At 65.6% G+C, this 26,479-nt stretch carries 21 protein-coding genes and 1 pseudogene; 16 read left to right on the top strand and 6 right to left on the bottom strand.

Translation table 11 applies throughout. The annotated features are described in order from the left end of the window. Position 1 precedes the first annotated feature (1 nt). From buk to ACO59D_RS03615, 3 genes are read right to left on the bottom strand one after another with little or no spacing between them, the layout of a single operon-like run. Positions 2-1,126 (bottom strand): butyrate kinase, encoded by a 1,125-nt coding sequence (gene buk, locus ACO59D_RS03625; protein ID WP_485125807.1) that lies wholly within the window; start codon positions 1,124-1,126, stop codon positions 2-4. Between the two features lie 40 nt (positions 1,127-1,166). Then, positions 1,167-2,162 (bottom strand): phosphate acyltransferase, encoded by a 996-nt coding sequence (locus ACO59D_RS03620; RefSeq protein ID WP_485125806.1) that lies wholly within the window; start codon positions 2,160-2,162, stop codon positions 1,167-1,169. Between the two features lie 39 nt (positions 2,163-2,201). Beyond that, the gene (locus tag ACO59D_RS03615; RefSeq protein WP_485125805.1) at positions 2,202-2,600 is read right to left on the bottom strand and encodes an ABC transporter ATPase; all 399 of its coding nucleotides are present in this window, start codon (positions 2,598-2,600) and stop codon (positions 2,202-2,204) included. Positions 2,601-2,744: 144 nt separating this feature from the next. Here ACO59D_RS03615 and ACO59D_RS03610 point away from each other — a divergent pair, with 144 nt between their 5' ends. The 7 genes from ACO59D_RS03610 to ACO59D_RS03580 all read left to right on the top strand — a co-directional run bounded on the left by ACO59D_RS03610 (position 2,745) and on the right by ACO59D_RS03580 (position 11,552). Then, positions 2,745-4,337, top strand: coding sequence for a PucR family transcriptional regulator (locus tag ACO59D_RS03610; protein ID WP_485125804.1), 1,593 nt, complete (start codon positions 2,745-2,747; stop codon positions 4,335-4,337). 124 nt (positions 4,338-4,461) lie between these two features. After that, positions 4,462-5,439, top strand: a complete 978-nt coding sequence (locus ACO59D_RS03605; protein WP_485125803.1) for a flavodoxin family protein — start codon at positions 4,462-4,464, stop codon at positions 5,437-5,439. 172 nt (positions 5,440-5,611) lie between these two features. Continuing rightward, positions 5,612-7,135 (top strand): FAD-dependent oxidoreductase, encoded by a 1,524-nt coding sequence (locus tag ACO59D_RS03600; protein ID WP_485125802.1) that lies wholly within the window; start codon positions 5,612-5,614, stop codon positions 7,133-7,135. Between the two features lie 88 nt (positions 7,136-7,223). Continuing rightward, on the top strand, positions 7,224-9,368 hold the full coding sequence (locus ACO59D_RS03595) for an FAD-dependent oxidoreductase (protein ID WP_485125801.1): 2,145 nt from the start codon (positions 7,224-7,226) through the stop codon (positions 9,366-9,368). Further along, positions 9,368-10,432 (top strand): NADH-ubiquinone oxidoreductase-F iron-sulfur binding region domain-containing protein, encoded by a 1,065-nt coding sequence (locus tag ACO59D_RS03590; RefSeq protein WP_485125800.1) that lies wholly within the window; start codon positions 9,368-9,370, stop codon positions 10,430-10,432. Before ACO59D_RS03595 ends, ACO59D_RS03590 begins: the two co-directional genes overlap by 1 nt. 142 nt (positions 10,433-10,574) lie before the next feature. Further along, a complete protein-coding gene (locus ACO59D_RS03585; protein ID WP_485125799.1) occupies positions 10,575-11,291 on the top strand; it encodes a helix-turn-helix transcriptional regulator in 717 nt (238 codons plus the stop codon). A gap of 138 nt (positions 11,292-11,429) precedes the next feature. Continuing rightward, the gene (locus tag ACO59D_RS03580; protein ID WP_485125798.1) at positions 11,430-11,552 is read left to right on the top strand and encodes a hypothetical protein; all 123 of its coding nucleotides are present in this window, start codon (positions 11,430-11,432) and stop codon (positions 11,550-11,552) included. A 208-nt stretch (positions 11,553-11,760) separates the two neighbouring features. Here ACO59D_RS03580 and ACO59D_RS03575 read toward each other — a convergent pair whose 3' ends face one another. Together ACO59D_RS03575 and ACO59D_RS03570 are read right to left on the bottom strand one after the other, a co-directional pair. After that, on the bottom strand, positions 11,761-12,078 hold the full coding sequence (locus ACO59D_RS03575) for a type II toxin-antitoxin system PemK/MazF family toxin (RefSeq protein ID WP_485125797.1): 318 nt from the start codon (positions 12,076-12,078) through the stop codon (positions 11,761-11,763). A 461-nt stretch (positions 12,079-12,539) separates the two neighbouring features. Further along, positions 12,540-13,814: an IS110 family RNA-guided transposase gene (locus tag ACO59D_RS03570; protein ID WP_485125796.1), complete on the bottom strand. Its 1,275-nt coding sequence runs from the start codon at positions 13,812-13,814 to the stop codon at positions 12,540-12,542. A gap of 277 nt (positions 13,815-14,091) precedes the next feature. Between ACO59D_RS03570 and ACO59D_RS03565 the strand changes: the two genes are divergently transcribed. The 9 genes from ACO59D_RS03565 to rpoD all read left to right on the top strand — a co-directional run bounded on the left by ACO59D_RS03565 (position 14,092) and on the right by rpoD (position 25,562). Next, positions 14,092-14,589, top strand: a complete 498-nt coding sequence (locus ACO59D_RS03565) for a ribosome maturation factor RimP (RefSeq protein ID WP_485125850.1) — start codon at positions 14,092-14,094, stop codon at positions 14,587-14,589. Between the two features lie 12 nt (positions 14,590-14,601). Further along, entirely contained in the window at positions 14,602-15,855 is a 1,254-nt protein-coding gene (gene nusA, locus ACO59D_RS03560) for a transcription termination factor NusA (protein ID WP_130811973.1), read from the top strand. A 73-nt stretch (positions 15,856-15,928) separates the two neighbouring features. Continuing rightward, on the top strand, positions 15,929-18,577 hold the full coding sequence (infB, locus tag ACO59D_RS03555) for a translation initiation factor IF-2 (RefSeq protein WP_130811974.1): 2,649 nt from the start codon (positions 15,929-15,931) through the stop codon (positions 18,575-18,577). Positions 18,578-18,587: 10 nt separating this feature from the next. Continuing rightward, positions 18,588-19,052, top strand: coding sequence for a 30S ribosome-binding factor RbfA (gene rbfA / locus ACO59D_RS03550; RefSeq protein WP_130811975.1), 465 nt, complete (start codon positions 18,588-18,590; stop codon positions 19,050-19,052). 11 nt (positions 19,053-19,063) lie between these two features. Next, positions 19,064-20,131, top strand: coding sequence for a DHH family phosphoesterase (locus ACO59D_RS03545; RefSeq protein WP_130811976.1), 1,068 nt, complete (start codon positions 19,064-19,066; stop codon positions 20,129-20,131). Further along, a complete protein-coding gene (truB, locus tag ACO59D_RS03540) occupies positions 20,128-21,087 on the top strand; it encodes a tRNA pseudouridine(55) synthase TruB (protein ID WP_485125795.1) in 960 nt (319 codons plus the stop codon). The genes ACO59D_RS03545 and truB overlap by 4 nt, the downstream gene beginning before the upstream one ends. Next, positions 21,084-22,169 carry a riboflavin biosynthesis protein RibF gene (gene ribF, locus ACO59D_RS03535; RefSeq protein WP_485125794.1) on the top strand — a complete coding sequence of 362 codons (1,086 nt, stop codon included), beginning with the start codon at positions 21,084-21,086 and terminating at the stop codon, positions 22,167-22,169. Before truB ends, ribF begins: the two co-directional genes overlap by 4 nt. Further along, positions 22,166-24,127 (top strand): DNA primase, encoded by a 1,962-nt coding sequence (dnaG, locus tag ACO59D_RS03530; RefSeq protein ID WP_485125793.1) that lies wholly within the window; start codon positions 22,166-22,168, stop codon positions 24,125-24,127. The genes ribF and dnaG overlap by 4 nt, the downstream gene beginning before the upstream one ends. A gap of 43 nt (positions 24,128-24,170) precedes the next feature. Further along, a complete protein-coding gene (gene rpoD, locus ACO59D_RS03525; protein WP_485125792.1) occupies positions 24,171-25,562 on the top strand; it encodes an RNA polymerase sigma factor RpoD in 1,392 nt (463 codons plus the stop codon). 77 nt (positions 25,563-25,639) lie between these two features. Here the strand turns inward: rpoD and ACO59D_RS03520 are convergent. Continuing rightward, positions 25,640-26,384 (bottom strand): annotated as a pseudogene (locus ACO59D_RS03520) (YaaA family protein). Between the last annotated feature and the right edge of the window lie 95 nt (positions 26,385-26,479).

Below are 26,479 nucleotides of genomic sequence, written 5' to 3'. Positions count from 1 at the left end.
CCTACGCCTCCACGTCGGCGGGGGCGCCGTCCAGCTTGAAGCCGTCCCAGGAAGGCTCGCCCGTGTAGGTCATGACGTCCTCCACGCCGTCGAGCGCGCGCACCGCACCGGCTGCCGCGCCCTCCATCTCGAAGTCTCCCGCGTACACGAAGACCGGGGCAATCCAACCTACGTGCGCCGTCACGTAGTCAACAAAGCGCTGGTCGTGCGACACGCCGCCCGTGAGCACGACGCCGTCGACCTTGCCCTCGAGCGTCGCGGCGAAGGCGCCGATCTGCTTTGCGGTTTGGTACGCCATGGCCTCGAAGACAAGCTTCGCCCACTCGTCGCCGGCGTCGATGCGCGCGTCGATCTCCATCGCGTCATCGGTGCCGAGCAGGCCCTTGAGTCCGCCTGTCTTGCCAATGACGCCCATGACCTCCTTCTTGTCGTGCGTGCCCGAGAAGGCGAGGGCGGCAATGGGCTTTGCCGGCACGTCGCCGGAGCGGTTGGGGGCAAAGGGGCCCGAGCCCTCCAGCACGTCGTTCGTGTCGACCATGCGCCCGTGCCTGTGTGCGGCAACCGAAAGGCCGCCGCCGACGTGTGCCACGATAACGTTGACCTCGTCGTAGTGCTTGCCGAGGGACGCCGCGCAGCGGATGGCGCACTCCTTCTGGTTGAGGCAGTGCACGTGGCTCTTGCGATAGACGCCGGGATAGCCCGTGATGCGGGCAACGTCCGCAAGCTCGTCGGTGTCCGGCTGGTTCACGGCAAAGGCGGGCCTGCCGCAGCGGCTGGCAAGGTCAAAGAGGATGGGCGCGCCCAGGATGGCAGGGTGGTTCATTCCGCAGTTGAGCACATGCTCGCAGACGGTCCTGTCGATACGGAAGATGCCGCCCTTGGTGGGTCCCATGCCGCCGCAGTAGCCGGAGAACGCGTCGATGCTCTCGAGCGCGATACCTGCCGCACCAAGCGCGTCGAGCACGGTCTTGGTGCGGAACTCCAGCTGGTCAGCCGCGTGATCGAAGCCTGCCAGCACGGCAGGGTCGTGGCGGACGTTCTCCCTCATCAGGGCCTTCTCGCCCTCGAAGACGGCCACCTTCGTGGATGTGGAGCCGGGGGACAGCGTAAGAATGCGATAGGTCATGTACAAGCTCCCTTGGGTTTGCGGTTGCGCGTGGTGCGGGCTAGCGGGCGGAGAGGACGAGCATGGCGATGTCGCCCACCATCTCCTCGACGGAGGAGCCGCGCGAGCTGTCTGCCACCGGGCGCCTGAAGCCCGAGAGGTTGTGGCCGTAGCCCTTGCCGTGCGCGAAGAGCTGGATGAGCTTGACGGCGGTGTTCGCGCAGTTGAGGTCGGGGAACACGAGCACGTTCGCGCGGCCGGCCACGGCGCTCTCGCGCTTGACCTTCTTGGCGGCAACCGCCGGGACGATGGCCGCGTCAAGCTGGAACTCGCCGTCAAGCGCGAGGTCGGGCCTGCGGTCGCGGGCAATCGAGAGGGCCTCGCGGATGCGCTCGACGCTGGGGCTCTCGCCGGAGCCGTCCGTGGAGTAGCTGATAAAGGCGCAGCGTGGCTCCCAATCCATGAGGGATGCCACGTTGTCGCAGGCGGCAATCGCGATGGAGGCGAGCTCCTCGGCCGTGGGCTCGGGGTTGAGGCCGCAGTCGGCGAGCGCGATAACGTCGCCCTCAGGTCCGGTGAAGCTCGGCGTCTGCACAAGCGCCAGGATGGAGGGCACGTCCACGCCGTCTGCCAGACCGATGATCATCTGAGCGGCCATGAGGACGTCGCCGGTGGTGTTGGTGTGCCCGCAGAACGTGCAGTCCACGTCGCCCAGGTCCTCAAGCATCATGGCGTAGTTGAGCGGGTTCTTGAGCTTGCGGCGCGCCGCCTTGGCCGAGAAGAGCCTCTCGCGACCGGCGTTCATGTAGCGCTCGGCAAGGGCGTCCGCTGCTGCAGCGTCCGTGGTGTCGACGATGCGCATCCCCACGGTCGAGACGCCCGCGCGCTCTGCCGTCTGCGCGATGACGTCCGCAGGGCTCACGAGAACCGGGGTCCCAATGCCGTCGTCCGCGACGCGCCGTGCCGCAAGCAGCGTGTCCTCGTTCTCGCACTCGGGAAGCGCCACGGCCTTGGGCGCCTTGCGGGCCTTCTCGATGAGCTCGTCAATAAGTGCCATGTTTTCCTGCCTTTCCTTGGCCTCGTATGCTGTTGGTCGCTATCGCCTGGAGGGGATCTTGAAGAGGATGACCGACGTCACATAGCCGATAAGGACAAGCTGCAGGAACGTCTGGCTCCACGCGGCAAGCATCTGGTCTGGGCCAACCTGCGTCACCGCCTCGGTGAGGGAGATGATCGTGACAAAGATCAGGTTCTCCACGAAGATGGCGACGTACGGGCGCGCGGCCTTCCCGTCAAGACCTGTCGTGAGCGACTGCGAGATGCTCACCGTGGGGACGAGAAGCTGCGCCACGACGTTGGTCGTGAACGCCACGCAGGTGTAGGGATACCAGGTCGCCCACGCAAGCGGCGCGCCGGCAAGCAGCGTCGCGCTCGTGTTGATGACGAGCGCGAGGACGATGTCGTTGACGAGCGTTCTGATGTTCCATTCGCACATGGCATGCACCTCGTGTCTCTCTGCGATAGCCCAGAAGCTAGAGTACGGCGCGCCCAAACTGGCTCCCATGGAACGCGCACCAAATTACTTGCGCGGAGAAGTTACTATGTTTGTGCACGAGCACAGCACGGCCGAGGAGGAGAGATGAGGCTTCGTACCATCCTGAACGAGCTGCCCGTTACAAGCTCCTACATCCACGATGACGAGCTGCTCGAGTGGGACCTCATCGTCTCTCCCGAGTGGAACGTGGGATCGAAGGGCGTCGTGTGCCTGGGCTCCATGGCAGACTTCCAGAGCAACGACGTCCCCCAGACGGGCGACGGCATCATGCTCGTCTACGTTCAAGGCGAGCTTGACGAGCAGTACCACAAGCCCCCGCGCAACGTGGTGTTTGTCACCGGCGAGGCCTCTCCGAGCGACTTCCAGGAGGCATTCATGCGTCTGGTGCTCAAGAGCGGCGAGCTAGCCGTGAGGAGGGAGGCGCTCTTCCGCTGCTACCTGGACTCCTACGACCTCAGGCAGTTCGCCCGGCGCGCCTCGGAGGTGATTGGCAACCCCGTGGTGATAAGCAACACCGACCACAAGGTGCTGGCAACGGCCGGTGAGATTCCCAGCGACCGCCCCGATATCGCTGCCACGGTCGAGAACGGCTACGTCTCGCAGTCGGTGGAGGACCATCTCGCCGAGTCGGGGATCCTCAGCTCCGTGAGGAGCTCCCGCCACTCGATCATCACGACCAACGTGGCCGACAACCTGCGCTGCGTGACCTCGATCATCTACCACCATCGCCTCGAGATGGGGCGCTTCGACGCGTTTGAGGTGACCCACGAGGTCACCGGCGTCGACCTTGAGCTCATCGATTTCGCCACCTCGCTCGCCGGCCTCATGATCGATCGGCTCGGTGTCGCCGGCAAGCGCGTGGACATGGGCTCATCCGTCCTCGCCGACGTCCTCTCCGGCAAGTTCGAGGACAAGGACGCCGTCCGAGAGCACCTGCGGCTCGCTGACGTCCCGCTCGACTGCAACTACGTGCTGCTGCGCGTGGTGGGGCAACCCGGCGCCGGCCACGACTACTACGCACGCGTTGGCCAGCTTGTGGGAGACGCGCTCTCCGGCAGCGTCTGGACCATCTTTGGCTCTGCGGTTGTCGTGCTCGTCTCGCTCGGGGAGGTCACCGACCAGGGCTTTGAGGACTACGAGACGTGCGAGCGCAGGATCTTGAGGGACAGGAACTTCATGGCCGCGCTCGACCACAACGACATGCGCGCCTTTGCGAGCGAGCCCTTCTCCGATGTCATGCTGGTGCGTCCCCGTCTCAAGCAGTGCATTCTTCTCGACGAGGCGGACGTTCTCGAGAGGGGAGGGCGCCAGCGCGTTGTCTTCTTCTGGGAGCGGCGCTTCCAGATGGTGGCGTCCGTCTTCAAGGGCCTCGGCTACTCCGACATGCTCCTCGACAAGCGCGTGGTGGCGATGGCGCGCTACGACCGAGTGCACGGGAGCGCCTACCTCGAGACGGCGGTGATGTCGGTACGCTTCCCAGGAAGCCCCGCCGAGGCGGCGGATGCCCTCAACGTGCACAGGAACACCTACTTCTATCGCGTGAACAAGATAGGCGAGCTTTTCAAGCTCGACCTCAAGGATGGTGACGACCGCCTGGCGGTCTCCTTCACGGCACGGGTCCTCGAGGCGCTGGGGGATGGCGCGGTTGTCAACGGAGACCTCCTCGAGACAAGCTGAGGGACTTTCTCGGCCAATCTTCTATGCAATTGCACAGTATTCCCGGCGATAGGCTTCTGCCATCAGGAAAGGCCGCCGCGCGGGGACGCGGCGGAAACGCTGCGAGAGGGAAGGTTGGAGTCCCATGGCAAAGGTTTTGGGCGTCTCGTTTGGAACCAAGAACGGCAACAACGACAGCATCTGCAAGGAAGCGCTGATGGGGGCCGTCGAGGAGGGCTGCGAGGTCGAGTTCATCCGTGCGATGGACCTCAACATCAAGCACTGCACCGGCTGCATCACATGCGTGAAGATGCTCATGAGCGGCCAGGGCAACATGTGCATCCACAAGGACGACTTCGACTGGCTGTTCTTCAAGATGGCCGAGGCAGACGGCATCATCATGTGCGACCCCATCTTCGAGACGGGCGCGTCGGGCCTCTTCCACACCATCATGGATCGCTTTGGGCCCCGCATGGATACCGGCAACAATGTGATCGCCACCCACGTTGCCGAGAAGATCGCCGCCGAGGGCGGTACGTCAAAGGCACCGGATCCGCGCGTCATCTGCCCGGGCAAGCCTGTCTCCTACATTGGCATCGGTGGCTCCGACTGGGGCACGCACGTCCAGTCCGACCACGCCATCCAGTCGATGACCCCCACCTGGAAGGTCATCGACAACGAGTGGGTGCCCTGGTCAAAGCGCGCCCTTCTCGACGACAAGGTCGTTGCGCGCGCGCACCAGATCGGCGTGAACCTCGCCCGCGTCGCCAAGGATCCCGAGCACGCGTCCTACCAGGGTGCAGAGGGCGTCTGCCCGCACTGCCACGCCAATGACTTCTACCTGGTTCCCGGCACGGACAAGGCCATCTGCTCCGTCTGCGGCCTCGAGGGCCACGTGAGCGTTGTCGATGGCAGGATCCAGGTCGAGTACCGCCACGACGAGTGCTACGACGAGCGCGGGCTCTTCCGTGCGCACGACACCGCCGAGGGCAAGCAGATCCACGGCGAGGACATTGGCCGCATGGAGGGCGAGCTCGCACAGCTGCAGAAGGGTGACGAGTACAAGCAGCGCGTCGCGAAGTACAAGTCCTTCATCCAGCCCACCATGCCCCCGAGGGGCTAGGGCCTGCACGCGGCGCCTCTCCCACGGCATCGCGCACCGCGCACAGTCTTGCGCCGGGCACGGTGCCGTTCTTTTGTACGGACGCACATAGCCCGCGCGGGCAGATGCTGCGACATTACTAACCGTATGGGTTACACAAGGCGTCCTGTTGTCCCAACTTTGGAGGTATGACATGGCCAAGCAGCTTGAAACCGACGTTGTCGTTGTTGCGGCGGGCCTCTCCGGACTCGCCGCGGCGATCTCTGCGGCTGAGAACGGCGCGAGCGTCATCGCGCTCGAGAAGGCGTCCAACACCGGTGGCGCCGCAAACATGGGCATGGGCCCCTGCGCCGCAGGCTCCCCCGTGCAGAAGGCCTCGATGATAGAGGTCACCCCCGGCGAGCTCTTCCGCCGCCACATGTTCTACACCCACTACCAGGTCGACCCCCGTCTCGTGCGCGCGTACTACTTCAAGAGCGGCGACACCATCCAGTGGCTCATGGACATGGGTGTCAAGTTCAACTCCGTGCGCCCCGCGTTCCGCGCCCGCGAGCGCACCCGCGCCTACGCCGACGGCGAGTACACCTGGCACGTCGTCCAGCCCGAGGATGGCTCCGAGCCCGGCCCGCGCGCCGCGACCACGATGACCAAGCGCATGACCGAGCGCGCCCAGGCGCTGGGCGTCGAGTTCATGTTCGAGACACCTGGCAAGGAGCTCATCACCAACGACGAGGGTGCCGTGGTGGGTGCGAAGGCCGTCGACAAGGACGGCGAGGAGGTCGACATCGCCTCCAAGGCGGTCATCGTCGCCACCGGCGGCTTTGGCGCCAACGCCAAGATGATCAAAGATCTCATCGGCCTCGACTGGGGCAAGAACCTCTACTCCTTCGCCGTGCCCGGCATGGATGGCGACGGCTTCAATATGTGCCACAAGGCGGGTGCCGGCCACACGCCCGTGACCATGGAGATGATGTACCAGCTCCCCGACAACATGAACCACTTCTACGTCGAGGGCGGCTTCCGCCAGCCCTGCTACTGGTGCGACCGCAGCGGCGAGCGCTTCATGCCCGAGGACGACATCTTCAACACCACCTTCGTGGGCAACGCGATCAACCACCTGCCCGGCAAGGTCGCCTTCTCGATCTTCGACTCCAAGATGCTCAAGCACTGGAAGAAGGACGGCCCCGACATCGTGAGCCACGTCCACCCCAAGGACCTCTACCAGGGCTTCGACGAGCAGTTCGCCAGCGACGAGGACACCTACCTCGACGGCGACGGCAACCACGTCATCGCCAGGGCCGACACGCTCGAGGAGCTTGCCGAGAAGATCGGCATCGACCCCGAGGGCCTCGTCAAGAACGTCGAGGAGTACAACGCCATGTGCGCCGAGGGCTGGGACTCTCTCTTCGAGAAGGAGCGCGAGTTCATGCAGCCGCTCGAGAACGGACCCTTCTACGCCTGCCGCCAGTACGTTGGCGCCTATGGCACGCTGGGCGGCGTCCTCATCAACCAGCGCATGGAGGTCATGACCGACGAGCACGAGACCATCCCCGGCCTGTACTGCGTGGGCACGGATGCCTGCACCATCTACGGTGACTCCTACAACTACGCCATCCCGGGCAACACCATGGGCTTCTGCCTCAACTCCGGCCGCATCGCCGGTGAGAACGCGGCTGCCCTCTCGATGGAGTCCGCGTCGGACGACGAGTGGGACTAGCACGCACGAGCTTGTGACCGGTGCGCCCCGCTGCGCTTGCGGCGGGGCGCACCGTCTTGGAAGACCATCATTGTCGTTGGAGAGGGACATGATGAAGCTGACGATTGACGGAAGCGAGGTCGAGGCCGCCGAGGGCACCTCCGTGCTCGATGCCGCGCTCGATGCGGGGGTCTTCATCCCGCACCTCTGCAAGCACCCGGACCTCGAGGCCGTGGGCGGCTGCAGGCTGTGCGCCGTGGAGGTGGACGGGTCCGGCCACGCCGTTCCCGCCTGTAAGACGCAGGTGAGGGAGGGCATGGTCGTCGACTCCCACGCCGCCTGCGCCGACCGCGTGCGCAGGATGGCAATGGAGCTCATCCTTGCCACGCACCCCTCGGACTGCACCGGCTGCCCCAAGTACGGTGTCTGCGAGCTGCAGTCCATGTACCAGTACCTGGGCGTCTCGCCCGCGCGCTGGCGCTGCCGCGCCCGCACCGTCCCCACGGACGACTCGAACCCGCTCATCACCCACATGTTCACGCGCTGCGTGCGCTGCGGCCGCTGCGTGCGCGCCTGCCGCGAGCTGCGTGGCGTTGGGGTTCTCGACTACCAGCGCACCGAGGACGGCGTGCGCATCGGCATCGACGGGGGAGTCTCGCTCGAGGAGGCAGGCTGTCGCTTCTGCGGTGCCTGCGTCGAGGTGTGCCCCACGGGCTCTATCGTGGACGTTCTCGGCCTCAACAAGCCCGGGCGCAGCCGCGAGGACAACGTGGTGCCCTGCCGCTCCGGCTGCCCCGCGCACATCGACATCCCGCGCTACCTGCGCCACGTGAAGGCGGGGGAGTGGGAGCAGGCCACGGCCGTCGTGCGCGAGAAGGTCCCGTTCCCCGAGACCCTCGGCTCGATCTGCACGCACAACTGCCAGGGCGGGTGCAAGCGCAACCACCTGGAGGGGCCGCTCTCCATCTGCAGGCTCAAGCGCGCCGCCGCCGTGCGCGACACGGGCGAGTGGAAGTCGCGTGTGCGCCACGAGCCGCTCTCGGGCAAGCGCGTGGCCGTCGTGGGCGCGGGTCCCGCCGGCCTCACCGCAGCCTACTACCTTGCCGAGAAGGGCCATGCGGTCACGGTCTTCGAGGCCCAGGATCGCCCCGGCGGCCAGCTCCGCTACGGCATCCCCGCCTACCGCCTGCCCGACGAGGTTCTCGACCGCGAGGTCTCGACCATCCTCGAGGTGGCGCAGGGGGCGGACGAGAGGCCCCGCATCGAGCTGCGCTGCGGCGAGCGCCTGCACGACGTGAAGTCGCTCCTCGGCAGCTATGACGCGGTGCTGGTGACCGTTGGCACCTTCGACGGCACGGTGCTCCCCATGAAGGGCCACGACCTCTCCGGCGTCATCCGCAACACCGACTTCCTCAAGGCCGCCCGCAAGGGCGAGCCCGTCGAGGTGAAGGGGCGCGTGGTGGTTCTCGGCGGCGGAAACGTGGCCTACGACTGCGCCCGCACCGCCGTGCGCCTTGGTGCCACGAGCGTGGACGTCGCCTGCCTCGAGGCCGAGGCCGCCATGACCTCAACCCCCGAGGAGCGCGAGGAGGCAGCCGAGGAGGGTGTGGTCCTGCACGACGCCTATGCGTTCACCTCCATCAACGAGTCTGAGGAGGGCTCGGGCAAGGTGGGCTCCATCACCATCAACAAGATCGCCAAGTTCTACTTCGACGAGAACCACCGTGCCGTGACCGAGCTCGTGGAGGGAGGCGAGCTCACGCTCCCCGCAGACCACGTGATCTTTGCTGTTGGGCAGAAGCCCGAGGACACGCGCGACATGGGCCTCGAGCTCACGCACGGCCCGTACGTGGTGGCCGACGCCGAGCACCGCACGAGCGAGGAGGGCATCTTCGCCGCTGGCGACGCCGTGACGGGCACCAAGTCCGTGATCGCCGCCATCGAGGGCGGCCGCGAGGCGGCCCAGGCCATCGACCGCTACCTGGGCGGTGACGGCGACATCTCCGAGGTGCTTCTCGACCCCGAGGCTCCCGAGCAGCGCATCGGGCATGCGGGCGAGCACTTCTACGACGTGCCGCTCGAGCCCAAGATCGCGCCCGCGGCAGAGCGCCGCGACAACTTCAGGCAGTACGAGTGCCCGTTCGCGGAGTCCGAGGCGGAGCGCGAGGCGTCGCGCTGCCTCCAATGCGACCTGCGCCTGACCCTCGAGCGCCCGAAGCTGTGGAACGAGTACCCGCAAAGGAGCGCAAACTGATGACTCTCGTCAACTTCATGCCGCTCGACCGCTCGCACCCGGTCGCGCTCGAGCTGCTCCGTTCCAACCTCGAGACGGCCGCGCGTCGCGTGGCGGAGGAGGACGTGCGTCTGCTCGTGCCCGCCTCCGCGACCGACGTCGTCGCGGCGCTGGGCGAGGGGAGCCTCGTCACGGCGGACGACTCCTTCGGCTTCGTCTACGCCAACGACACCGCCGCCTCGCGCGTCCTTGTCGGCGAGAAGCCACTGCCCTCCGCCGTGAGCGGGGCAACCGAGGGCTGCGACCCGGTCGTGCCCGGCGAGCGCTGGCTGCGCGGAGACGAGCGCAAGACGGTCTACGTGGGCGAGACGCGCGTGGACACGGCCGCCGCGACCACGGTCGCGGAGCTTCTCGGTGCGGCCGGCGTCTCCGCCGATGATACCAAGGCCGTCTACCTGGGCTACCCCATGTGCGCCTTCGTGGCACCGGCGCACTTTGGCGATGCCGTGACCCTTTCCTGCGACGAGGTGCGCGTGATAGGCACGGGCGACTGCGCCGTCGACGCCGTGCGCGAGATCCTCGACGGCTTCCACCGCGAGTGCTGCGGTCGCTGCGTCTTTGGCAACGAGGGCGGCCACCAGCTCTGCGCCATTCTCGCCGACGCATGTGCCGGCAAGGGCCAGGCTGCCGACCCCGATCTCATCCGAGATCTTGCACCCACGATGGCGGAGCAGGCGCTCTGCGAGGTGGGCCAGCGCATGGCCGGTGTGGCCGCACAGGCGCTCGACCTGTTTGGCGACGAGCTCGAGGCGCACGTCTCGCGGCACCAGTGCCCTGCGGGAACCTGCCGTGCGCTTGTCACCTATCACATCCTGGTCTCGCGCTGCACCGGCTGCGGCGAGTGCCTGGGCGCGTGCGAGGAGGACGCCATCGAGGGCAAGCCCGGGTTTGTCCACGTGGTCGACCAGCGCGCCTGTGTGCGTTGCGGTGCGTGCCTGGACGCGTGCCCCAAGGGTGCCGTGGTGACGGCCGGGCTCAAGAAGCCCAAGACGCCGCCGCACCCCATTCCCTGTCGCGTGCACTAGACGGCTGAGGCTGTGGCGCTCGGGTCTCCCGTCCTTCGCGCAGAATATCGCTTATTCTTAAAACCAGCACTGCGCAACTGCGCAAATGCGCCGGTTGTTTAGGATAAAGCGATATTCTCCGAGAAGGTCGGGAGATTCAGCCATGGCAGACCATCTCTCCATTCCCCATGGTCCCTCATCGTTCGAAAGCCTGCTCAAGGGTGCGGGACTCTCCGAGCGCGAGGCGGATGCGGCCCGGACGGTAGTCATGGGCCTCACCGCAGCTGACGCTGCCCCGCTTATGGGTGTTGGGGCGTCGACCGTTGGCAGCTATCGGCAGCGGGCCTACCAGAAGCTTGGGGTGTCGACAAAGGCAGAGTTCCTGAGAATGCCCTCGTGCGCCCAGTGGCAGAGTGCGTTGGCGCAAGAAGGTGCTCCCTGCAATGAGACCTCCGAGATGACGTCCGACGCCCTCCATGGCTCGCGGCCGCCTTACCTTCGGCTCTTCCTCAAGTGTTTTCTCGCAAGCGTTGCCATTGTGTCTGCCGTTGTGGTCATCTTCTTGGTTTCTCGGCCTCAGTACGCTTACGTCGAATCACCAAATGGATTCATCTCCTCCGATTTCGGCGATGTCCCAGACGTGACGGGCATGCGCGCGGATGCGGCTGCATCTGCGCTGGCGTCTGCAGGCTACTTCCCGGAGTTTCTGCCCAGTGCTTCCCCGGAATCCCCAGGCACGACGATTCACGTGAGCGAAATCGGAGACATGAAGGACGCTGACGAGAATCGCTCTGCCGTAGCGTGGGACGGCGGCAGCGCCTCTGGTTATAACATGCATGGCGATTGGAAGGCCTACGTCCTGATCGTCGTTGCCGTCTAGGCTCGCGCTTGCGGGTGTAGCTGCGCCGTCGACGGGTGGCAAATGTAGCAAATCGGTCTAACTACAGACATCTCCACCGCGTCAGACTACCTTTTCAGCAGGTCGGATATGCATGACGGCGGAGAAGGGGTGTTCGCGATGGTTCAAGGGCTGGGCGCGTGGGAGATAGTCGGCATGTTCCTCGTGCTGGTTCTCGTGGTTGCGCTCCTGATCTTTGGAATTGCGCTTCTCGTCAGGAAGGCATCTGGTCGGCGCGGGTAGGACTTGGAGCATGTCAATGCCTCCGCGCCGGCATCGGCGAGTCATGTCCGTGGAGGCCTCGGGGCCCGCGAGGTCGACGCCGCCGACCGACGCGCGCACCCCCGGACCTCCCTAAGGAAGACCAACATCTTTGTGCCACGCTGCGGCAGCTGCCATCCGCAGAACGCCCCTAGTGGGCCAACTTTAGTCCCAGGCGTAAAGGACACACCTACAGGCCGAGCACTACGCTCAGCTTCCTGGAGACTTCCTCCATCGTCTCTTCGTCCAGCTTCCCGATTCTCTTGTCCAGCATTGCTCGCCTCACCGAGGCAATCTTGTCGGTCATCACGAAGCTCGTCTTTTCCAAGCCGTTTTGATGCGAGGGTTCCACGCGGACGCGCGTGGGTATGTTGCTTGAGCCGAAGGACGTGAGCAGGCAAAGCACGACGGAGTCGAGGCCCCCCACGCCATCGCTCTGCACGATAACGACAGGCCGGGCCTTGCCGGCGTACAGCTCGTCTCGCATGGTCCATACCTCACCGCGCATCGCGCATCATTCTCAGCACTCGGAATAGCCAGAATGCGAGTTCCATCTCTGACGGAGGTCCAGGAGCATGTTGCCCTCCGCAACCTTGGGGTTGGAAGTGCCTCGCGGAGTTCCTCCGCCCGGTGACATTGCGCTTGTCCAGATGATTTGCCAGACTGTCGCCCGCAGCCGCGCCGGCAACTTACCACGCTGGAGGGGTGCTTGAGTCAGGCACCCCTTCCCGAGTTTTGCAGCATAGCTGAATAGGGTTCCGCTCAACCGCCCTGCTCACGATCGCGACCCGATCGCGACGTCGTGGCGTCCTTGTGACGCCGTTCGTCTCGCTCCTTGACCGCCTGCCGAGAAGTCCCTATACTCAACCTGCAATGCAGTTGTGATTCGCAGGAAGTGGGGTGGATCTTCTCGCCCCGCTTCCTTTCTGTATGTACCTGCGATGTGTGAGGGAGACCAGCTATATGAAGTCAAGCCCTGATTAGAAGCTTTTCGACTGATTTTGGTTTTATTGGATCCTGCACTTTGAAAGCCGAATATCGAATGCTTGCAGGAGCAATGGCGAATCGCCGCTCGGGGTCGTATGGGGCCTGGTCGCGCATGACCGCGTAGACGATGTGGCACAGCTTCCTGGCGACGGCCGTCACCGCCACCCGGTGGCACTTGCCCTCGGCGCGCTTCTTCTCGTAGGACCCTCGCAGCCTGGGGTCGAACCTCCTGGCGGCGTCGGCCGCGAGCCACATCGACCTCCTCAGATAGGGCGACCCCGCCTTGGTGATGGGCCCGCCTTCCGCCTCGAACCGGCCCGACTGGCTCACCCCCGAGTTCAGGCCCGCGTACTTCACGACCGAGGCGGCGTTCCTGAACCTGCGCACGTCCCCGATCTCAGCGACTGTCTGGGCGCCCAGCGTGGACGACATCCCCGGTATGGTCGGGACGAGCGGCTCGATGCGGTCGAGCAGCTCCGCGATCTGGGCGTCGGCCCTGGCGGCCTTCGCCCCAAGGAGGCCTATCAGGTCGACGTACTCGCGGATCTCGAACGCGGCCGCCTCCTCGCCGAGCCGGATGCCCACGGACGGCCTGGCGGCGGCCTTGAGCCCGGCGGCCTTATCGGTCCCGAGCCTCCCGCGCGAGGCGTCGGACATCAGCCTCGCCAGCGTGGACGCCCGCGTCCTGGAGACCTCCGAGGGGGTGCACGCCCTGGCGAGCACCGCCGTGGACGCCGCGCCGAACATGTCGGAGAAGGGCCCCGCGCACTCCGGGAAGTAGGAGTCCATGGGGCAGGTCGCCTTCGCCTTCGCCTCCGCGATCGAGTCGCGGATGGACTGGCGGCAGCGCGTGAGCGTCTTGAGGGACTGCAGCTCGTCGGTCGCCAGCCGCGTCGGGTCGTACTCGCCGATGCGCAGCGTCTCCGCTATGAGCCAGGCGTCGATGCGGTCGTTCTTCACGCCGGAGAGGCTCTTGATCCTGCGCACGGCCTTGACGTGCACGGGGTTCACTACCACGACGGCGAAGCCGCGGGCGGCGGGGTAGGTGAGGCAGGCCGTCCAGTAGTGGCCGGTCGCTTCCATGGCCACGGCGACGTCGGCGGGGCCCTCCGCGACGCCCTCGAGCCACGCGACGCACTTCTCGAAGCCGGCGTCGCCGTCCTTGAAGGACATGGCCTTGGCGACCCGGTCGCCCGACTCGTCGACGGCGTCGGCGACGTGGTCCATCTTGGCGATGTCCACACCTGCGTAGATCATGGGATCGCTCCTTCCTCGTCTCGGCGGGCCCTGCTGCCCGAACCGCCCGGGGCCGCAACCCCCTGGAAGAGATGCGAAGTGGGGCCGACCCCCCTCATCCAGCTAATCCGCGGCCTTGCCCGAACGGGGCAGGATGCCACTCTCCCTCACGAGGTGCCGGGGGCCCTCACGCGACATGACGGCATCCCTGCCCGCCAGAACCTGCATTGCATCTGCAAGCATCCGGTATGACGCCGACAAATGCAACGTATTGAATATAGGAGGGGACATGCCCGCAGTGCCAGAGCACGACACGCGCCAGCGCATCCTGGTTGCGCTCGAGGCCGCAGCGCCCGAGCACGGCATCGATGTCGTCGACGTCGAAGTCGTGGGCTCGAAGAAGAACCCGTGCGTCCGCGTACGTATCGACCACGCAGACGAGGAGGCTGGGCCCATCTCACTCGATGAGGTGGCCGCAGAGACCGCGTGGGTGTCCGCTACAATAGACAAACTCGATCCCATCGAGGGGTCCTTCACGCTCGAGGTCTCGTCGCCGGGCCTCTCGCGTCCGCTCCGTCGCCAGCACGACTTCGAGCGCTTCGCCGGCGAGGACGTCTCGCTTGCTACCACGGCAACGGAGGGTCGCCGCCACTTCACCGGCTGCCTCGAGGGGCTAGATGACGGCAATGTCATCCTCACCGTCGACGGTGAGCGCGTGAGCATCCCCTTCGACCAGGTCAAGAGCTGCAAGATCAAGCCGAACTTCGACGCCCCCTCAAACGGGGCCAAGGGCTAGAAAGGAATTCGCATGGCATCAGAGATGATGGAAGCGCTGATGGCGCTCTGCCAGGAGAAGCACATCGACGAGCTCTACGTGCTCGACCGCCTCGAGCAGTCGCTTGCCCAGAGCTACGCATCCATTCTCAAGCTCCCCTATGGCGCGCGCGTCACCATCGATCACGCCACCGGCAAGGTCTACGTCTACGAGCTCATCCCCAAGGAGGAGTCCTACGACGAGGAGACCGGCGAGTACCTTGACTTCGACGAGAAGGACGTCACCCCGCCCGACACCTCCCGCATCGCGGCGCAGCACGCCAAGGCCGAGATTCGCTCCATCGTGCGCAATGCCGCCCGCGTCCAGATCTACGAGGAGTTCTCGCAGCGCATCGGCGACATCATCACCGGCACGGTCCTCCAGACCACGCCCGACTTCACGATCATCAAGATCCGCGATGGCGTCGAGGCCGAGCTTCCCCACTTCGACCAACGCCGCTACCCCGACGAGCGCAACGAGCGTCCCGTGGGCGAGCGCTACTCGCACAACCAGCGCCTGAAGGCCATCATCATCGACGTGCGCGACCCGAACAACGACCAGCCTACCGTTCGCGGCGAGCGCCAGCGTCCGCCCATCGTGGTCTCGCGCACCCACCCCGACCTCATCCGCAGGCTCTTCGAGCTCGAGGTCCCCGAGGTCTACGACGGCGTAGTCGAGGTCCGCTCCATTGCCCGTGAGCCCGGTATCCGCTCGAAGGTTGCCGTCTCGTCCAAGGACGAGCACCTCGATCCCGTGGGGGCCTGCGTTGGCCCCAAGGGCAGCCGCGTGCGCACCGTGGTCTCTGAGCTTCGTGGCGAGCGCGTCGATGTGGTGCCCTGGTCCGACGACCAGACCCGTTGCGTTGCCAATGCCCTCTCGCCCGCCCGCGTCTCTCGTGTGATACTTGGGCCCGAGGACGGCTACGCTACGGTCATCGTGCCCGACGACCAGCTCTCGCTGGCCATTGGCAAGGAGGGCCAGAACGCCCGTCTGGCTGCGCACCTCACCGGCATGCACATCGACATCAAGAACGAGTCTCTGGCCGCAGGTGTTCTGCGCGACCTTCCTCGCTCCGCCGAGTCCCCCCAGGGCGAGGTCGAGGAGAACGGCGAGCAGCACCGCTGCGAGTACGTGGGCGAGAACGGCATCCAGTGCCGCAACATGGCTCGTCCCGGCTCGCGCTACTGTGGCATCCACGAGAAGCTTATGGAGGCCGAGGTCTCAGACGACCCCGATTCCCTGATCTAGTGTCCCCAGGCGGACCGTTGTTAGCAGGCACTACCCGGGCGGCGCTGTCGCCCGTGAATGAAAGGTTGGTCACATGGCCAAGACTCGCGTACACGACCTTGCCAAGGAGTACGGGATGACGAGCAAGGAGATGCTCGACCATCTCCGCGACATGAAGATTCCCGCTAAGTCTGCATCCTCGACGCTCGAGGATGCCTATGTCTCCATCGTGCGCAAGAAGCTCAAGCCCATCCTCGAGGAGCGTGCCGCGCAGATCGAGGCCGCCAAGAAGGCGGAGCAGGAGGCAGCCGCCGAGGCCAAGAGGGCCGAGGAGGCAGAGGCCGAGAAGGAGCGCGTTGCCGCCGAGAAGCGCCGCGAGCGCGAGCGTGCCGAGGAGGAGAAGAAGCGCATTGCCGCCGAGGCTGCGAGGAAGCGCGCCGAGGAGGAGAAGAGGCGTGCCGAGGAGAAGGCCGCCAGGGAGCGTGCCGAGGAGGCCGAGCGCAATCGCATCCACGACAACGCCCCCAAGTCGATGCCCACCTTCACCTCGCTGCTTGACCAGATTGCCCAGCAGGAGCAGGTGCTTAAGCAGCAGGCCGAGGAGGCCGCGCAGAAGAAGGCCGAGGGCCAGGGTCGTCGCGAGCGCCGTGGCGAGGCAGAGCATGCCCGTGCCGAGCGTCGTAGCTACTCTGCGCCCTCTCGCATGGAGCAAGACGACGGTGCCGAGCAGGGCGAGGGCCGTCCCGGCCGCAAGGGCCGCAGGGGCTCGCGTCGTGGTGACGAGGGCGAGGACCGCTACAGCCGCATGGCTCGCGAGGCCGAGGCATACAACAGGAGTCGCGTCCTGGACGAGGCCCGAGAGGCTGTCGAGGAGGCCTCCCGTGAGTCCACCGGTCGTCGTCGCCGCCGCAAGGAGCGCCGTCAGAAGCAGGCCGAGGAGGCTGCGGAGGAGAGGCGCATAGAGGAGGCCATCGCCAACGACCAGGACCTCTCGCAGCTCGACACCGTGAAGGTCCCGCAGGGTGCCACGGTGGCGCAGCTCGCAGAGCTTCTCGGCGTGCCCGCCAACGACATCATCAAGCGCCTCTTCCTCCTGGGCAACCCCCTCACGCTCACCGAGTCCATGTCTGACGACCTCATCGAGCTGGTCGCCGAGGACCTCGGCCGCGACGTCAAGGTCATGACCAAGGAGGAGGAGAACTCCTTCACCTTCTACGATGACCCCAAGGACCTGAAGCCGCGCCCGCCTGTGGTCACCGTCATGGGCCACGTCGACCACGGCAAGACGTCGCTCCTCGACGCCATCCGCCACACGGGCGTCGCCGAGGGTGAGGCCGGTGGTATCACGCAGGCCATCGGTGCCTCCCAGGTCAAGATCAACGGCCGTACCATCACCTTCATCGACACCCCTGGCCATGAGACCTTCACGGCCATGCGCGCCCGCGGTGCCAAGGTGACCGACATCGTCATCCTGATCGTCGCCGCAGACGACGGCGTCATGCCCCAGACGGTCGAGTCGATCAACCACGCCAAGGCCGCAGGCGTGCCCATCGTCGTGGCCGTAAACAAGATCGACAAGCCCGGCGCCGACCCCACCCGCGTGCGTCAGGAGCTCACCGAGCACGGCGTCATCCCCGAGGAGTGGGGCGGACAGAACATGTTCGTCGACATCTCGGCCAAGAAGAAGGCCGGCATCGACAACCTTCTCGAGGCCGTCCTTCTCGAGGCCGACGTCCTCGAGCTCAAGGCCAACCCCGACACCTTTGCCTCGGGCAACGTCCTCGAGGCCAAGCTCGACCGCGGTCGCGGTTCGGTGGCAACGATGCTGGTCACGCGCGGTACGCTCCACGTGGGTGACGCCCTTGTCGCCGGTGTGGCCTACGGTCGCGTGCGCGCCATGCTCGACCCCAAGGGCAACCCCGTTGACGAGGCCGGCCCCTCTGATCCTGTCGAGATCCTGGGCCTCCAGAGCGTCCCCATGGCAGGCGACGAGTTCCGCGTCTTCCAGGACGACCGCGATGCCCGCGACCTTGCCGACCAGCGCGCCCTTAAGGTCCGCATCGAGGAGCAGAACCGCGTCAAGCACGTCACGCTCGAGAACCTCTTCGACACCATGGCCGACGCCGAGGTCAAGGAGCTCAACCTCATCATCAAGGCCGACGTCCAGGGCTCCATCGAGGCGCTCCAGGACTCGCTCGACAAGATGGACCAGTCCGAGGTCCGCATCAACACGATCCACGCGGCCGTGGGCGCCATCACCGAGACGGACGTCACGCTTGCCGACGCATCCAACGCGATCATCATTGGCTTTGGTGTGCGCCCGGATGCCAAGGCACGCGCCGCCGCCGAGCGCGATGGCGTCGAGATTCGCTCCTACAGCGTCATCTACAAGGCCATCGAGGACATCGATGCGGCACGTATCGGCATGCTCAAGCCTACCGAGGAGGAGGTCCAGACCGGCGTTGCCGAGGTTCGCGACACCTTCAAGGTGCCCAAGGTTGGCATTGCCGCCGGCTGCATGATCTCCGAGGGCGAGGTCTCCCGCGACGACCGGGTTCGTCTCGTGCGTGACGGCATCGTGGTCTACGAGGGCAAGATCGCCTCGCTCAGGCGCTACAAGGATGACGTCAAGAGCGTCAAGGCCGGCTTCGAGTGCGGCATAGGCCTGGAGAACTTCCAGGACATCCACCCTGGCGACCAGATCGAGGCTTACCGCGTCGAAGAGGTCGCGCGTACGGAGTAGGGAGGCACACATGAAGCAGAACCAGCACTCGCGCCGGACCAACGAGCTTGCGCGCGAGAAGCTCGCTACCATCATGCTCTTCGAAGTCTCCGATCCAGACCTGCAGCTCGTGACCGTCACGAGTGTGGAGGTCTCGGTCGACAAGTCCTTCATGCGCGCCTACGTGAGCTGTGAGGCCTCCCGCTACGATGAGGTCTCCGCGGCCCTCGAGCGCGCCAAGGGGCGTATCCGCTCGCTTCTTGGCCACGCGCTCGGCTGGCGCGTGACGCCCGAGCTGGCGTTCCAGATCGACACCACCACCGACGAGGCAGAACGCATCTCTCGCGCGCTCGAGAACGTGCCGCCCACGCTTGGGGTCGAGAAGGACGAGAATGGCTACCCCATTGCGTCGGATGCCAAGGACGCCTCTGGCGAGGCAATCGCAGGACCTTCTGTGGAGGGTGACCCTTCTGCCGAGGACGCTGAGGGCGAGTAGGGAAGAGCTTGATGAGGGTATCCGAATACATGGAGCAGGCCGAGCTGTTCCGGGGTGTTGTCGCGCTGATCGAGGAGGCCGACACTATCGCGATTTGCGCACACACCTCGCCCGACGGCGATGCCATTGGCTCTGGCCTTGCGCTCGCCGAGATCATTCGCACCGCGTGGCCGGGCAAGCGCGTGACTAACCTTCTGGCCGACAAGGACCCCGTCCCAAGGATCTATCGGTTCCTGCCGGGCTCCGGCACCTTCGTGCACGCGGCAGACTACGACGTGACGCCCGACCTCTTTATCTGCGTGGACCTCTCGCAGATGTCGCGCCTGGCCGACGCCGAGGGGATTTGCGCCCGCGCGCATCACGTGGCCGTTCTCGACCACCACCCCTCCGGCGAGCCCTTCTGGGATGCCGGCGTGGTGCGTCCCGATGCTGCTGCCACGGGCGTCATCGTCTCGGAGTTCTGCCTGCATGTCTCGCGGGAGCTTACGCCCACGATCGCACAGAACCTCCTCTGCGCCATCGTGACCGACACGGGTCGCTTCCAGTACCAGAACGCCGACAGTGAGGCCTTCGAGACCGCAAGCATGCTGGTTGAGGCCGGTGCCTCGCCCTCGGAGGTCGCGCTCAACGTGTACCAGTCCGACCGCCTTGCCTACGTGCACCTGGCCGCTCGTGTGCTCGCGCGCATACAGACCTTCGCGGAGGGGCGCATTGCCTACAGCTTTGCCACGGCCGAGGACATAGCCAAGGCCGGCGTCACGCTCGATGAGCTGGACGGCCTTATCGACCTTGTCCGCTGTATCGAGGGCGCCAAGGCGGCGCTCTTCCTCAAGGAGGTCGATGGCGGCAAGGTCCGCGGCAACCTCCGCTCCAAGTGCAACCTGGACGTCTCGGGCATTGCGCGCGAGATGGGTGGGGGCGGACACCGTGCCGCAGCGGGGTTCACCGCCACGGGCACCGTGGACGAGGTGCGCGCCATCGTGCTCCCCAAGCTGTGCGCACTCTTCGATGATGCCCCAGCACGCGGCGCTGCTTCCCCAGACGTTTCTGCGACCGACGCGCAAGGTGCGTCGCGGTGAGACGCGGCGAGTCGGGTGCCAACGCCCTCCTCGGCATTGACAAGCCCTGCGGTATGACCAGCCACGACGTGGTGAACCACGTGCGGCGCGCCTTGGGGGAGCGTCGCGTTGGGCACGCTGGCACGCTTGACCCGGCGGCATCTGGCGTCATGGTCGTGGGTGTGGGTCAGGGCACGCGTCTCATGGGCCTTCTCACCGCTGAGCGAAAGCGCTACACGGGGAGCATCCTCTTTGGCTGCGAGACCGACACGGACGACGCCGATGGCGCACCTACGGTGGCGGCGAACGTCCCCGAGCGCCTTGCCAGCGAGGACGTGGCCCGCGAGACTCTCGCTCGCTTTGTGGGCGAGCAGGACCAGGTCCCGCCTGCCTACTCTGCCATCTCTGTGGGTGGCAAGCGTTCCTACGCGCTTGCGCGCGAGGGGAAGACACCCGAGCTTGCGCCCCGCCGCATCACGGTCTTCTCGGCCACGCTTGTAGAGATTGCCTCTGTCGGGGGGCAGCTCGCCTGGGTCGTGGACTTTGACGTCTCCAAGGGGGCCTACGTGCGGAGCCTCGCACGCGACATTGGCCGCGCTGCGGGGTCTGCCGCGCACCTTGTGGCGCTCAGGCGTACGCAATCGGGCTCGGTTGGCCTTGATGCCTGCCTTTCGCTCGATGCCGTCGATGCGGCGCACGACCCCACGGAGGTTCTCGCCCATGCGCTCGACCCGGTTGCTGCCCTAGGCGTACCAGTGCGCCAGCTCGACGCCGTGGAGGCCGCCGACGCTGCCTGCGGTAAGGCTCTGGTTGCCGGCATGGTATGCGACAAGGACGGCACGCTTCGTGCCCCGCGCGTTGGCGAGCGCGTGGCCATGGTCTTCGACCAGCGCCTCGTTGGCGTGTGGAGCTGTGGAGGGCGTGGCCTTGCCTGCGAGGTCAACTTTCCGGCGGGCATCATGGGGGCATGCGCATGAGAGCCGAGCCCTTCTCCGGTACCCCTGCGTGGCGCAGGCCCACATGGCCGCTTGTTCCCGCCGAGGCGCGCCGGCTTGCGGCGGCATCGGTGCTCTCGGGGGTGCGTCTGGGGGCTTCCGTGCCCGTGAACTCTGGTACGGCCTACCTTGCGCCTGGCGTGACGCTGGGTCCCAGCCAGCGCTTTGTCTGCGTGATTGGCGCCTTCGACGGGCTCCACGCAGGCCACCGCGCCCTTATCGCCGAGGCGGCTGCGGATGCCCGTGCGCGCAACCTTCCGCTTGCCATCGTGACCTTTGACCCCGACCCTTCAAAGGTTCTCTCCAGGCGCTCTCCCGAGCGGCTGCTCTCGGATGCGGACCGCGTGCGCTCGCTTGCCCTTGCGGGGGCGGATGCCGTCGTGGTCCACCGCTTCACGCCCGAGTTCGCGGCGCTTCCATATGACCGCTACGTCACCGAGGTCCTGGGCGGCATCTTCTTCCCGGCGGCCATCCACGTGGGCGAGAACTTCCGCTTTGGCGCCGGTGGCGCGGGCACGGTCGCGACGATGACGCGGCTGGGCGAGAAGCACGGCTTCGAGGCCTTTGGGCATGCGCTCGTCTCGGTGGGGGGAAGCCCGGTCTCGGCCACGCGCGTGCGTGGGCTCCTGCGCGAGGGTAAGGTCGACAAGGCCGCCGAGCTCCTGCTGAGGCATCACTTCCTGGCTGGGCGCATCATCCATGGCCGAGGCGAGGGCACCTCCTTTGGCTTCCCTACGGCCAACGTGGAGCTGGACGGGCGCGACTGCCTGCCCGCCGATGGTGTCTACGCCTGTCTCGCCTGCATTGGCGGCAGCGTCTGGCCGGCTGCGGTCAACGTGGGCGTCCCTCCCACGTTCAACGTGTCCGCGCATCCCATGCTCGAGGCGAATCTCGTGGGCTTCTCGGGCGATGTCTACGGAGAGGAGGCACGCGTGGTGTTTCTCCGCCGCCTTCGCCCCTCTCGTCGATTTGACTCGCTTGCCGAACTGGAAGCCACGGTGTTGGGGAACATCCATTGGGTACGGGATAACGTCGGAGAGGGATGTGTGGGGGTGGTCGTGTGATCAGCGACGAGGACAAGGAGCGGGTTCGCCAGGCCATCGACATCGTGCAGCTGGTGGGTGAGACGGTCGAGCTGCGCCAGCGAGGCCGCGAGTTTTGGGGCTGCTGTCCGTTCCACCACGAGAAGACCCCCTCGTTCAAGGTTGACCCGGCAACGGGCCTCTGGCACTGCTTCGGCGCGTGCAGCGAGGGTGGCGACGTCTTCAAGTATGTGATGAAGCGCGAGAACCTCTCGTTTCCCGATTCCATTCGCTACCTGGCCGACCGCGCGGGCATCGAGCTTGCCGAGGACAGGAGCGCCTCGCGTGGGCCCCGCAAGAACCGCCTGATTGAGGAGCTTACGCTTGCGGACGACTACTACCACACCATGCTCATGCGCGGCCGCGGCGAAGGCCCTACTGCCGCGCGGGCATACCTTGCCGGTCGTGGCTTTGGCTCCGACGTGTGTCGTCGCTGGCATCTGGGCTATGCTCCGGGGCGCGGCTCGCTTGTGGCACACCTGCGCGAGAGGGGCTACAGTCCCAAGGAGATGATTGCCGCAAACCTGGCGGTCGAACGCTCGGGGCGCCTTGCCGATTGGTTCTACGACCGTGCGATGTTTCCCATCCACGACGAGCAGGGCAGGACCATCGCTTTTGGCGGCCGTATCCTGCGTCCCGCCAACAATGCCCCCAAGTACCTCAACACCCGTGACACCACGGTCTTCAACAAGGGCAGGCACCTCTTTGCCTATGACCGTGCCAAGGAGGCCATGGCTGCCACCGGCACGGCCATCGTCTGCGAGGGCTACACCGACGTGATCGCCATGCACGAGGCGGGCTTCACCAACGCCGTGGCGGCGCTGGGCACTGCGTTTCGCATAGACCACATCCGCCTCATGGAGCGCCAGCGCGTCTCTCGCATCATCTGCATGTTTGACGGTGACGAGGCGGGTCAGCGCGCGGCCGAGCGTGCCGTGCAGTTTCTCGACAAGACCTCTGCCTCGATGACCTGCGTGGTGCTGCCAGACGGGCGGGACCCGATGGAGTTCCTCTCGTCCCATGACGCCTCGGCCATGCAGAAGCAGCTCGACAAAGCGGTGCCGCTCATGGACTTCGTGTTCTCCAAGCGCCTGGCCAGCTACGACCTCTCGGCGCCAGGGCGTCGTATCAAGGCGCTCGACGAGATGGCCCAGCTCCTGGCCCCGCTTAAGCACTCGGTCCTTCTCGACGAGTACGCCACGCAGCTTGCGGACGCCCTGGGCATGGACGCGGCAGAGACAAAGCGCGTGATTCGCGAGAAGCCCGTGAAGGCGTCTGAACCCGGGGCACCGCGGCGTCGCGAGGCCGCAAGCGCTCCGTCTGCCGCTGCCGCACCGCCGGCTTCTGGCGACGAAGACGACTACGTGCCCATGCCCGATGACTATGTGCCGGCAGAGGCCTACGGGGACGGGAACGTCGCCCCTGTGGCCGCCACTCCCGCAGGAGGCGGTTCCTTCTCGGTTTCACGGATGCTCTCGGGTGACGAGCGCATGCAGGTTGCCGTCGAGCACGAGCTCCTCTCGATGCTTGCAGCCATGCCAGACGAGGTTCGCTCCTATGCGGACCGCTTAGCAGACGTGATGTGGGTGGACTCACGCCACGAGGGGATGGCCTGGGCCATGCTCGCCACGCCGGAGGGCACCTCGCCCGCAGACGTCGTTGCGGCGGCGACGGCGGTCGAGCCCGATGCGCCACAGATTCTCTCGTCCGGTCGCGTTGTCTCGAGCATGGGGATGGACACGCACGAGAAGGTCGCCTTCCTCGTGGATTCTGTTGAGCTCTACTCGTGTAAACGGCGTGTGCGCGAGATCAAATCCCGTCTGCGCCAGGCCGGTGATGCGGGTGGCGAGAACGCCGAGGCGCTCTTTGAGCAGGCAACGTCGCTCCAGAAGCGTATCAATGCGCTGACAAAGAAACTTTCCTCTGTTGTTGAGCAGTAAAAACGGGTAGCATCTTGAAGGCTATTGCGTCGAAGGGAATAACTTGGCTGCTGCAAAGAAGACGAAGGACGACATCAAGCTCTCCGACGAGCTGGGACGCGTGGTCGATGTGCTGGTGAGCGCCTCTGCCAAATCGGGCGGGAGCGTGTCCGAGGATGACATCCAGGTTGCTATCCGCGACGTCGACGTTGATGGGGACGAGCTCTCCGACCTCTATGACTCGCTGCGCTCCAGGGGCGTCGAGATCACCGCGTCGGGCGAGGTGGCTAACCCCGCCTACGGTCTCGGCTCCATTGACACTGGTGACGACGATGACGATGACTTTGGCTCGGATGACAGCTTCTCCGACGATGAGGACTCGCTTGACAGCGAGGATGACGAGGAGTCCGAGGCTGCCGACGAGGCCAAGGAGATAAAGGAGGCCCTCCGCTCAGTGCCCAAGGCCAAGGTCTCCAAGCCCAAGCGCTCGAGCCGCGCGCGTGCGCGTCGACAGGACACCTCAACCGTCATGCTCACGGGCGACCCAGTGCGCATGTACCTCAAGGAGATTGGCAAGGTAGACCTGCTCACCGCCGACGAGGAGGTCCATCTGGCCATGAAGATCGAGGCCGGTACCGAGGCCTCCAAGAGGCTCGAGGCCGCCGAGAACGGTGAGATTGAGCTTGCCCGCGCCGAGCAGCGCCGCCTCATGCGCATCGAGCAGGTGGGCCTTGACGCAAAGCAGCAGCTCATCTCTGCAAACCTGCGCCTCGTGGTCTCCATCGCCAAGCGCTATGTAGGCCGTGGCATGCTTTTCCTCGACCTTATCCAGGAGGGCAACCTTGGCCTGATTCGCGCGGTCGAGAAGTTCGACTACACGAAGGGCTTCAAGTTCTCCACGTATGCCACGTGGTGGATTCGTCAGGCCATCACCCGCGCCATCGCCGACCAGGCCCGCACCATTCGTATTCCGGTCCATATGGTCGAGACGATCAACAAGCTCATTCGCGTGCAGCGTCAGCTCTTGCAGGACCTTGGCCGCGACCCCACACCCGAGGAGATTGGTGCCGAGATGGGCATGACTCCCGATCGCGTGCGCGAGATCCAGAAGATCAGCCAGGAGCCCGTCTCGCTCGAGACGCCCATTGGCGAGGAGGAGGACTCCCAGCTGGGTGACTTCATCGAGGATTCCTCTGCCGTGGCGCCGCCCGAGGCCGCGAGCGACTCCATGCTCCGCGAGCAGCTCGACCAGGTGCTTGACGGGCTTGCCGACCGTGAGCGCAAGGTTATCAAGTTCCGCTTTGGCCTTGAGGACGGGCATCCCCGCACGCTTGAGGAGGTCGGCCGCGAGTTTGGTGTGACGCGCGAGCGCATCCGCCAGATTGAGTCCAAGACGCTTGCCAAGCTGCGCCATCCCAGTCGTTCCGGTAGGCTCAAAGACTACATGGGGGAGTAGGCGCCAACAGCGAAGACCCGGGTAGATTGTGCTACCTGGGTCTTCTCGTGTTCCTCGTGCATCTGCTTGTGCTGGCGCTACGCCTGCACGCGCACAAACGTGAGCCTCTCCTCGGTTGAGCGACTTCGACTCAGGCGATACCCGCGCTCTGCAAACTCCGCGAGCAGATCGACACTCTCAACGCCCCGCTCGGCGCACCAGCGCACAAAGGCACCTCGAGCGGCCTTCGCCTCGGTTGCACGTTGGACAAACTTTCCGTCCGATGTGCGAAGTTCCCCAAAGACGCAGGTGACAATCGGCATGCCGGCCTTTCTTGCCCAGGGGACCACGGCCTTGGCGTACTCCTGCGAGGCAACGTTTACCAGGGGCGTGGCACCGGAGCGGACAAGGGCATCGAGAAGTCTCTCCCCAAAAACCGTAGAGGTCGCGATGCCCGCCCACGGCAAGCCTTGCCTGCATCTCGAGCCTGTAGGGCACGACGCCGTCAAGTGGGCGGAGAGTCCCGTACATCCCTGAGAGTATGCGCAGGTGAGAGGAGAGCCAGGTGAGCTCGCGTTCGGTCATGACCTGCGGGGCCAGGTGCTGATACTGGATGCCCACGTACGTGAGGACGGCACTGGAGAGCAGACGCGGGTCGCTCGCCATGTCCTCGGGCAGCGTGGAGAGTCGCTCCCAGTTGGGCCGTGCGAGGGCATCGCTGCAGCTCCAAACGGCACGGGCTCCCTCATAGCCAAGGGAGCGGAGTTCGTATGCGAGATGCTGTGCGTCTGCGAGGAACTCGGGACTCGTTGCGGCGACAGGCGGTCCTTCGACCACATCCATCCGCTTCGCGGGCGATATCACGAGCATCATGGTCATGGGCTCCTCCTATCTTCAAGTCGTTGCATCTGAGAGCCGGATACCGGATGCTTTGATGC

This window comes from Tractidigestivibacter sp. (assembly GCF_057241865.1).
This window is presented reverse-complemented; position numbering and strand designations above follow the sequence as displayed.

Bases quoted from the DNA above. Each gene is read 5' to 3' on its own strand.
- buk (WP_485125807.1), bottom strand. From the start codon at position 1,126: ATGACCTATCGCATTCTTACGCTGTCCCCCGGCTCCACATCCACGAAG.
- ACO59D_RS03620 (WP_485125806.1), bottom strand. From the start codon at position 2,162: ATGGCACTTATTGACGAGCTCATCGAGAAGGCCCGCAAGGCGCCCAAG.
- ACO59D_RS03615 (WP_485125805.1), bottom strand. From the start codon at position 2,600: ATGTGCGAATGGAACATCAGAACGCTCGTCAACGACATCGTCCTCGCG.
- ACO59D_RS03610 (WP_485125804.1), top strand. From the start codon at position 2,745: ATGAGGCTTCGTACCATCCTGAACGAGCTGCCCGTTACAAGCTCCTAC.
- ACO59D_RS03605 (WP_485125803.1), top strand. From the start codon at position 4,462: ATGGCAAAGGTTTTGGGCGTCTCGTTTGGAACCAAGAACGGCAACAAC.
- ACO59D_RS03600 (WP_485125802.1), top strand. From the start codon at position 5,612: ATGGCCAAGCAGCTTGAAACCGACGTTGTCGTTGTTGCGGCGGGCCTC.
- ACO59D_RS03595 (WP_485125801.1), top strand. From the start codon at position 7,224: ATGATGAAGCTGACGATTGACGGAAGCGAGGTCGAGGCCGCCGAGGGC.
- ACO59D_RS03590 (WP_485125800.1), top strand. From the start codon at position 9,368: ATGACTCTCGTCAACTTCATGCCGCTCGACCGCTCGCACCCGGTCGCG.
- ACO59D_RS03585 (WP_485125799.1), top strand. From the start codon at position 10,575: ATGGCAGACCATCTCTCCATTCCCCATGGTCCCTCATCGTTCGAAAGC.
- ACO59D_RS03580 (WP_485125798.1), top strand. From the start codon at position 11,430: ATGGTTCAAGGGCTGGGCGCGTGGGAGATAGTCGGCATGTTCCTCGTG.
- ACO59D_RS03575 (WP_485125797.1), bottom strand. From the start codon at position 12,078: ATGCGCGGTGAGGTATGGACCATGCGAGACGAGCTGTACGCCGGCAAG.
- ACO59D_RS03570 (WP_485125796.1), bottom strand. From the start codon at position 13,814: ATGATCTACGCAGGTGTGGACATCGCCAAGATGGACCACGTCGCCGAC.
- nusA (WP_130811973.1), top strand. From the start codon at position 14,602: ATGGCATCAGAGATGATGGAAGCGCTGATGGCGCTCTGCCAGGAGAAG.
- infB (WP_130811974.1), top strand. From the start codon at position 15,929: ATGGCCAAGACTCGCGTACACGACCTTGCCAAGGAGTACGGGATGACG.
- rbfA (WP_130811975.1), top strand. From the start codon at position 18,588: ATGAAGCAGAACCAGCACTCGCGCCGGACCAACGAGCTTGCGCGCGAG.
- ACO59D_RS03545 (WP_130811976.1), top strand. From the start codon at position 19,064: ATGAGGGTATCCGAATACATGGAGCAGGCCGAGCTGTTCCGGGGTGTT.
- ribF (WP_485125794.1), top strand. From the start codon at position 21,084: ATGAGAGCCGAGCCCTTCTCCGGTACCCCTGCGTGGCGCAGGCCCACA.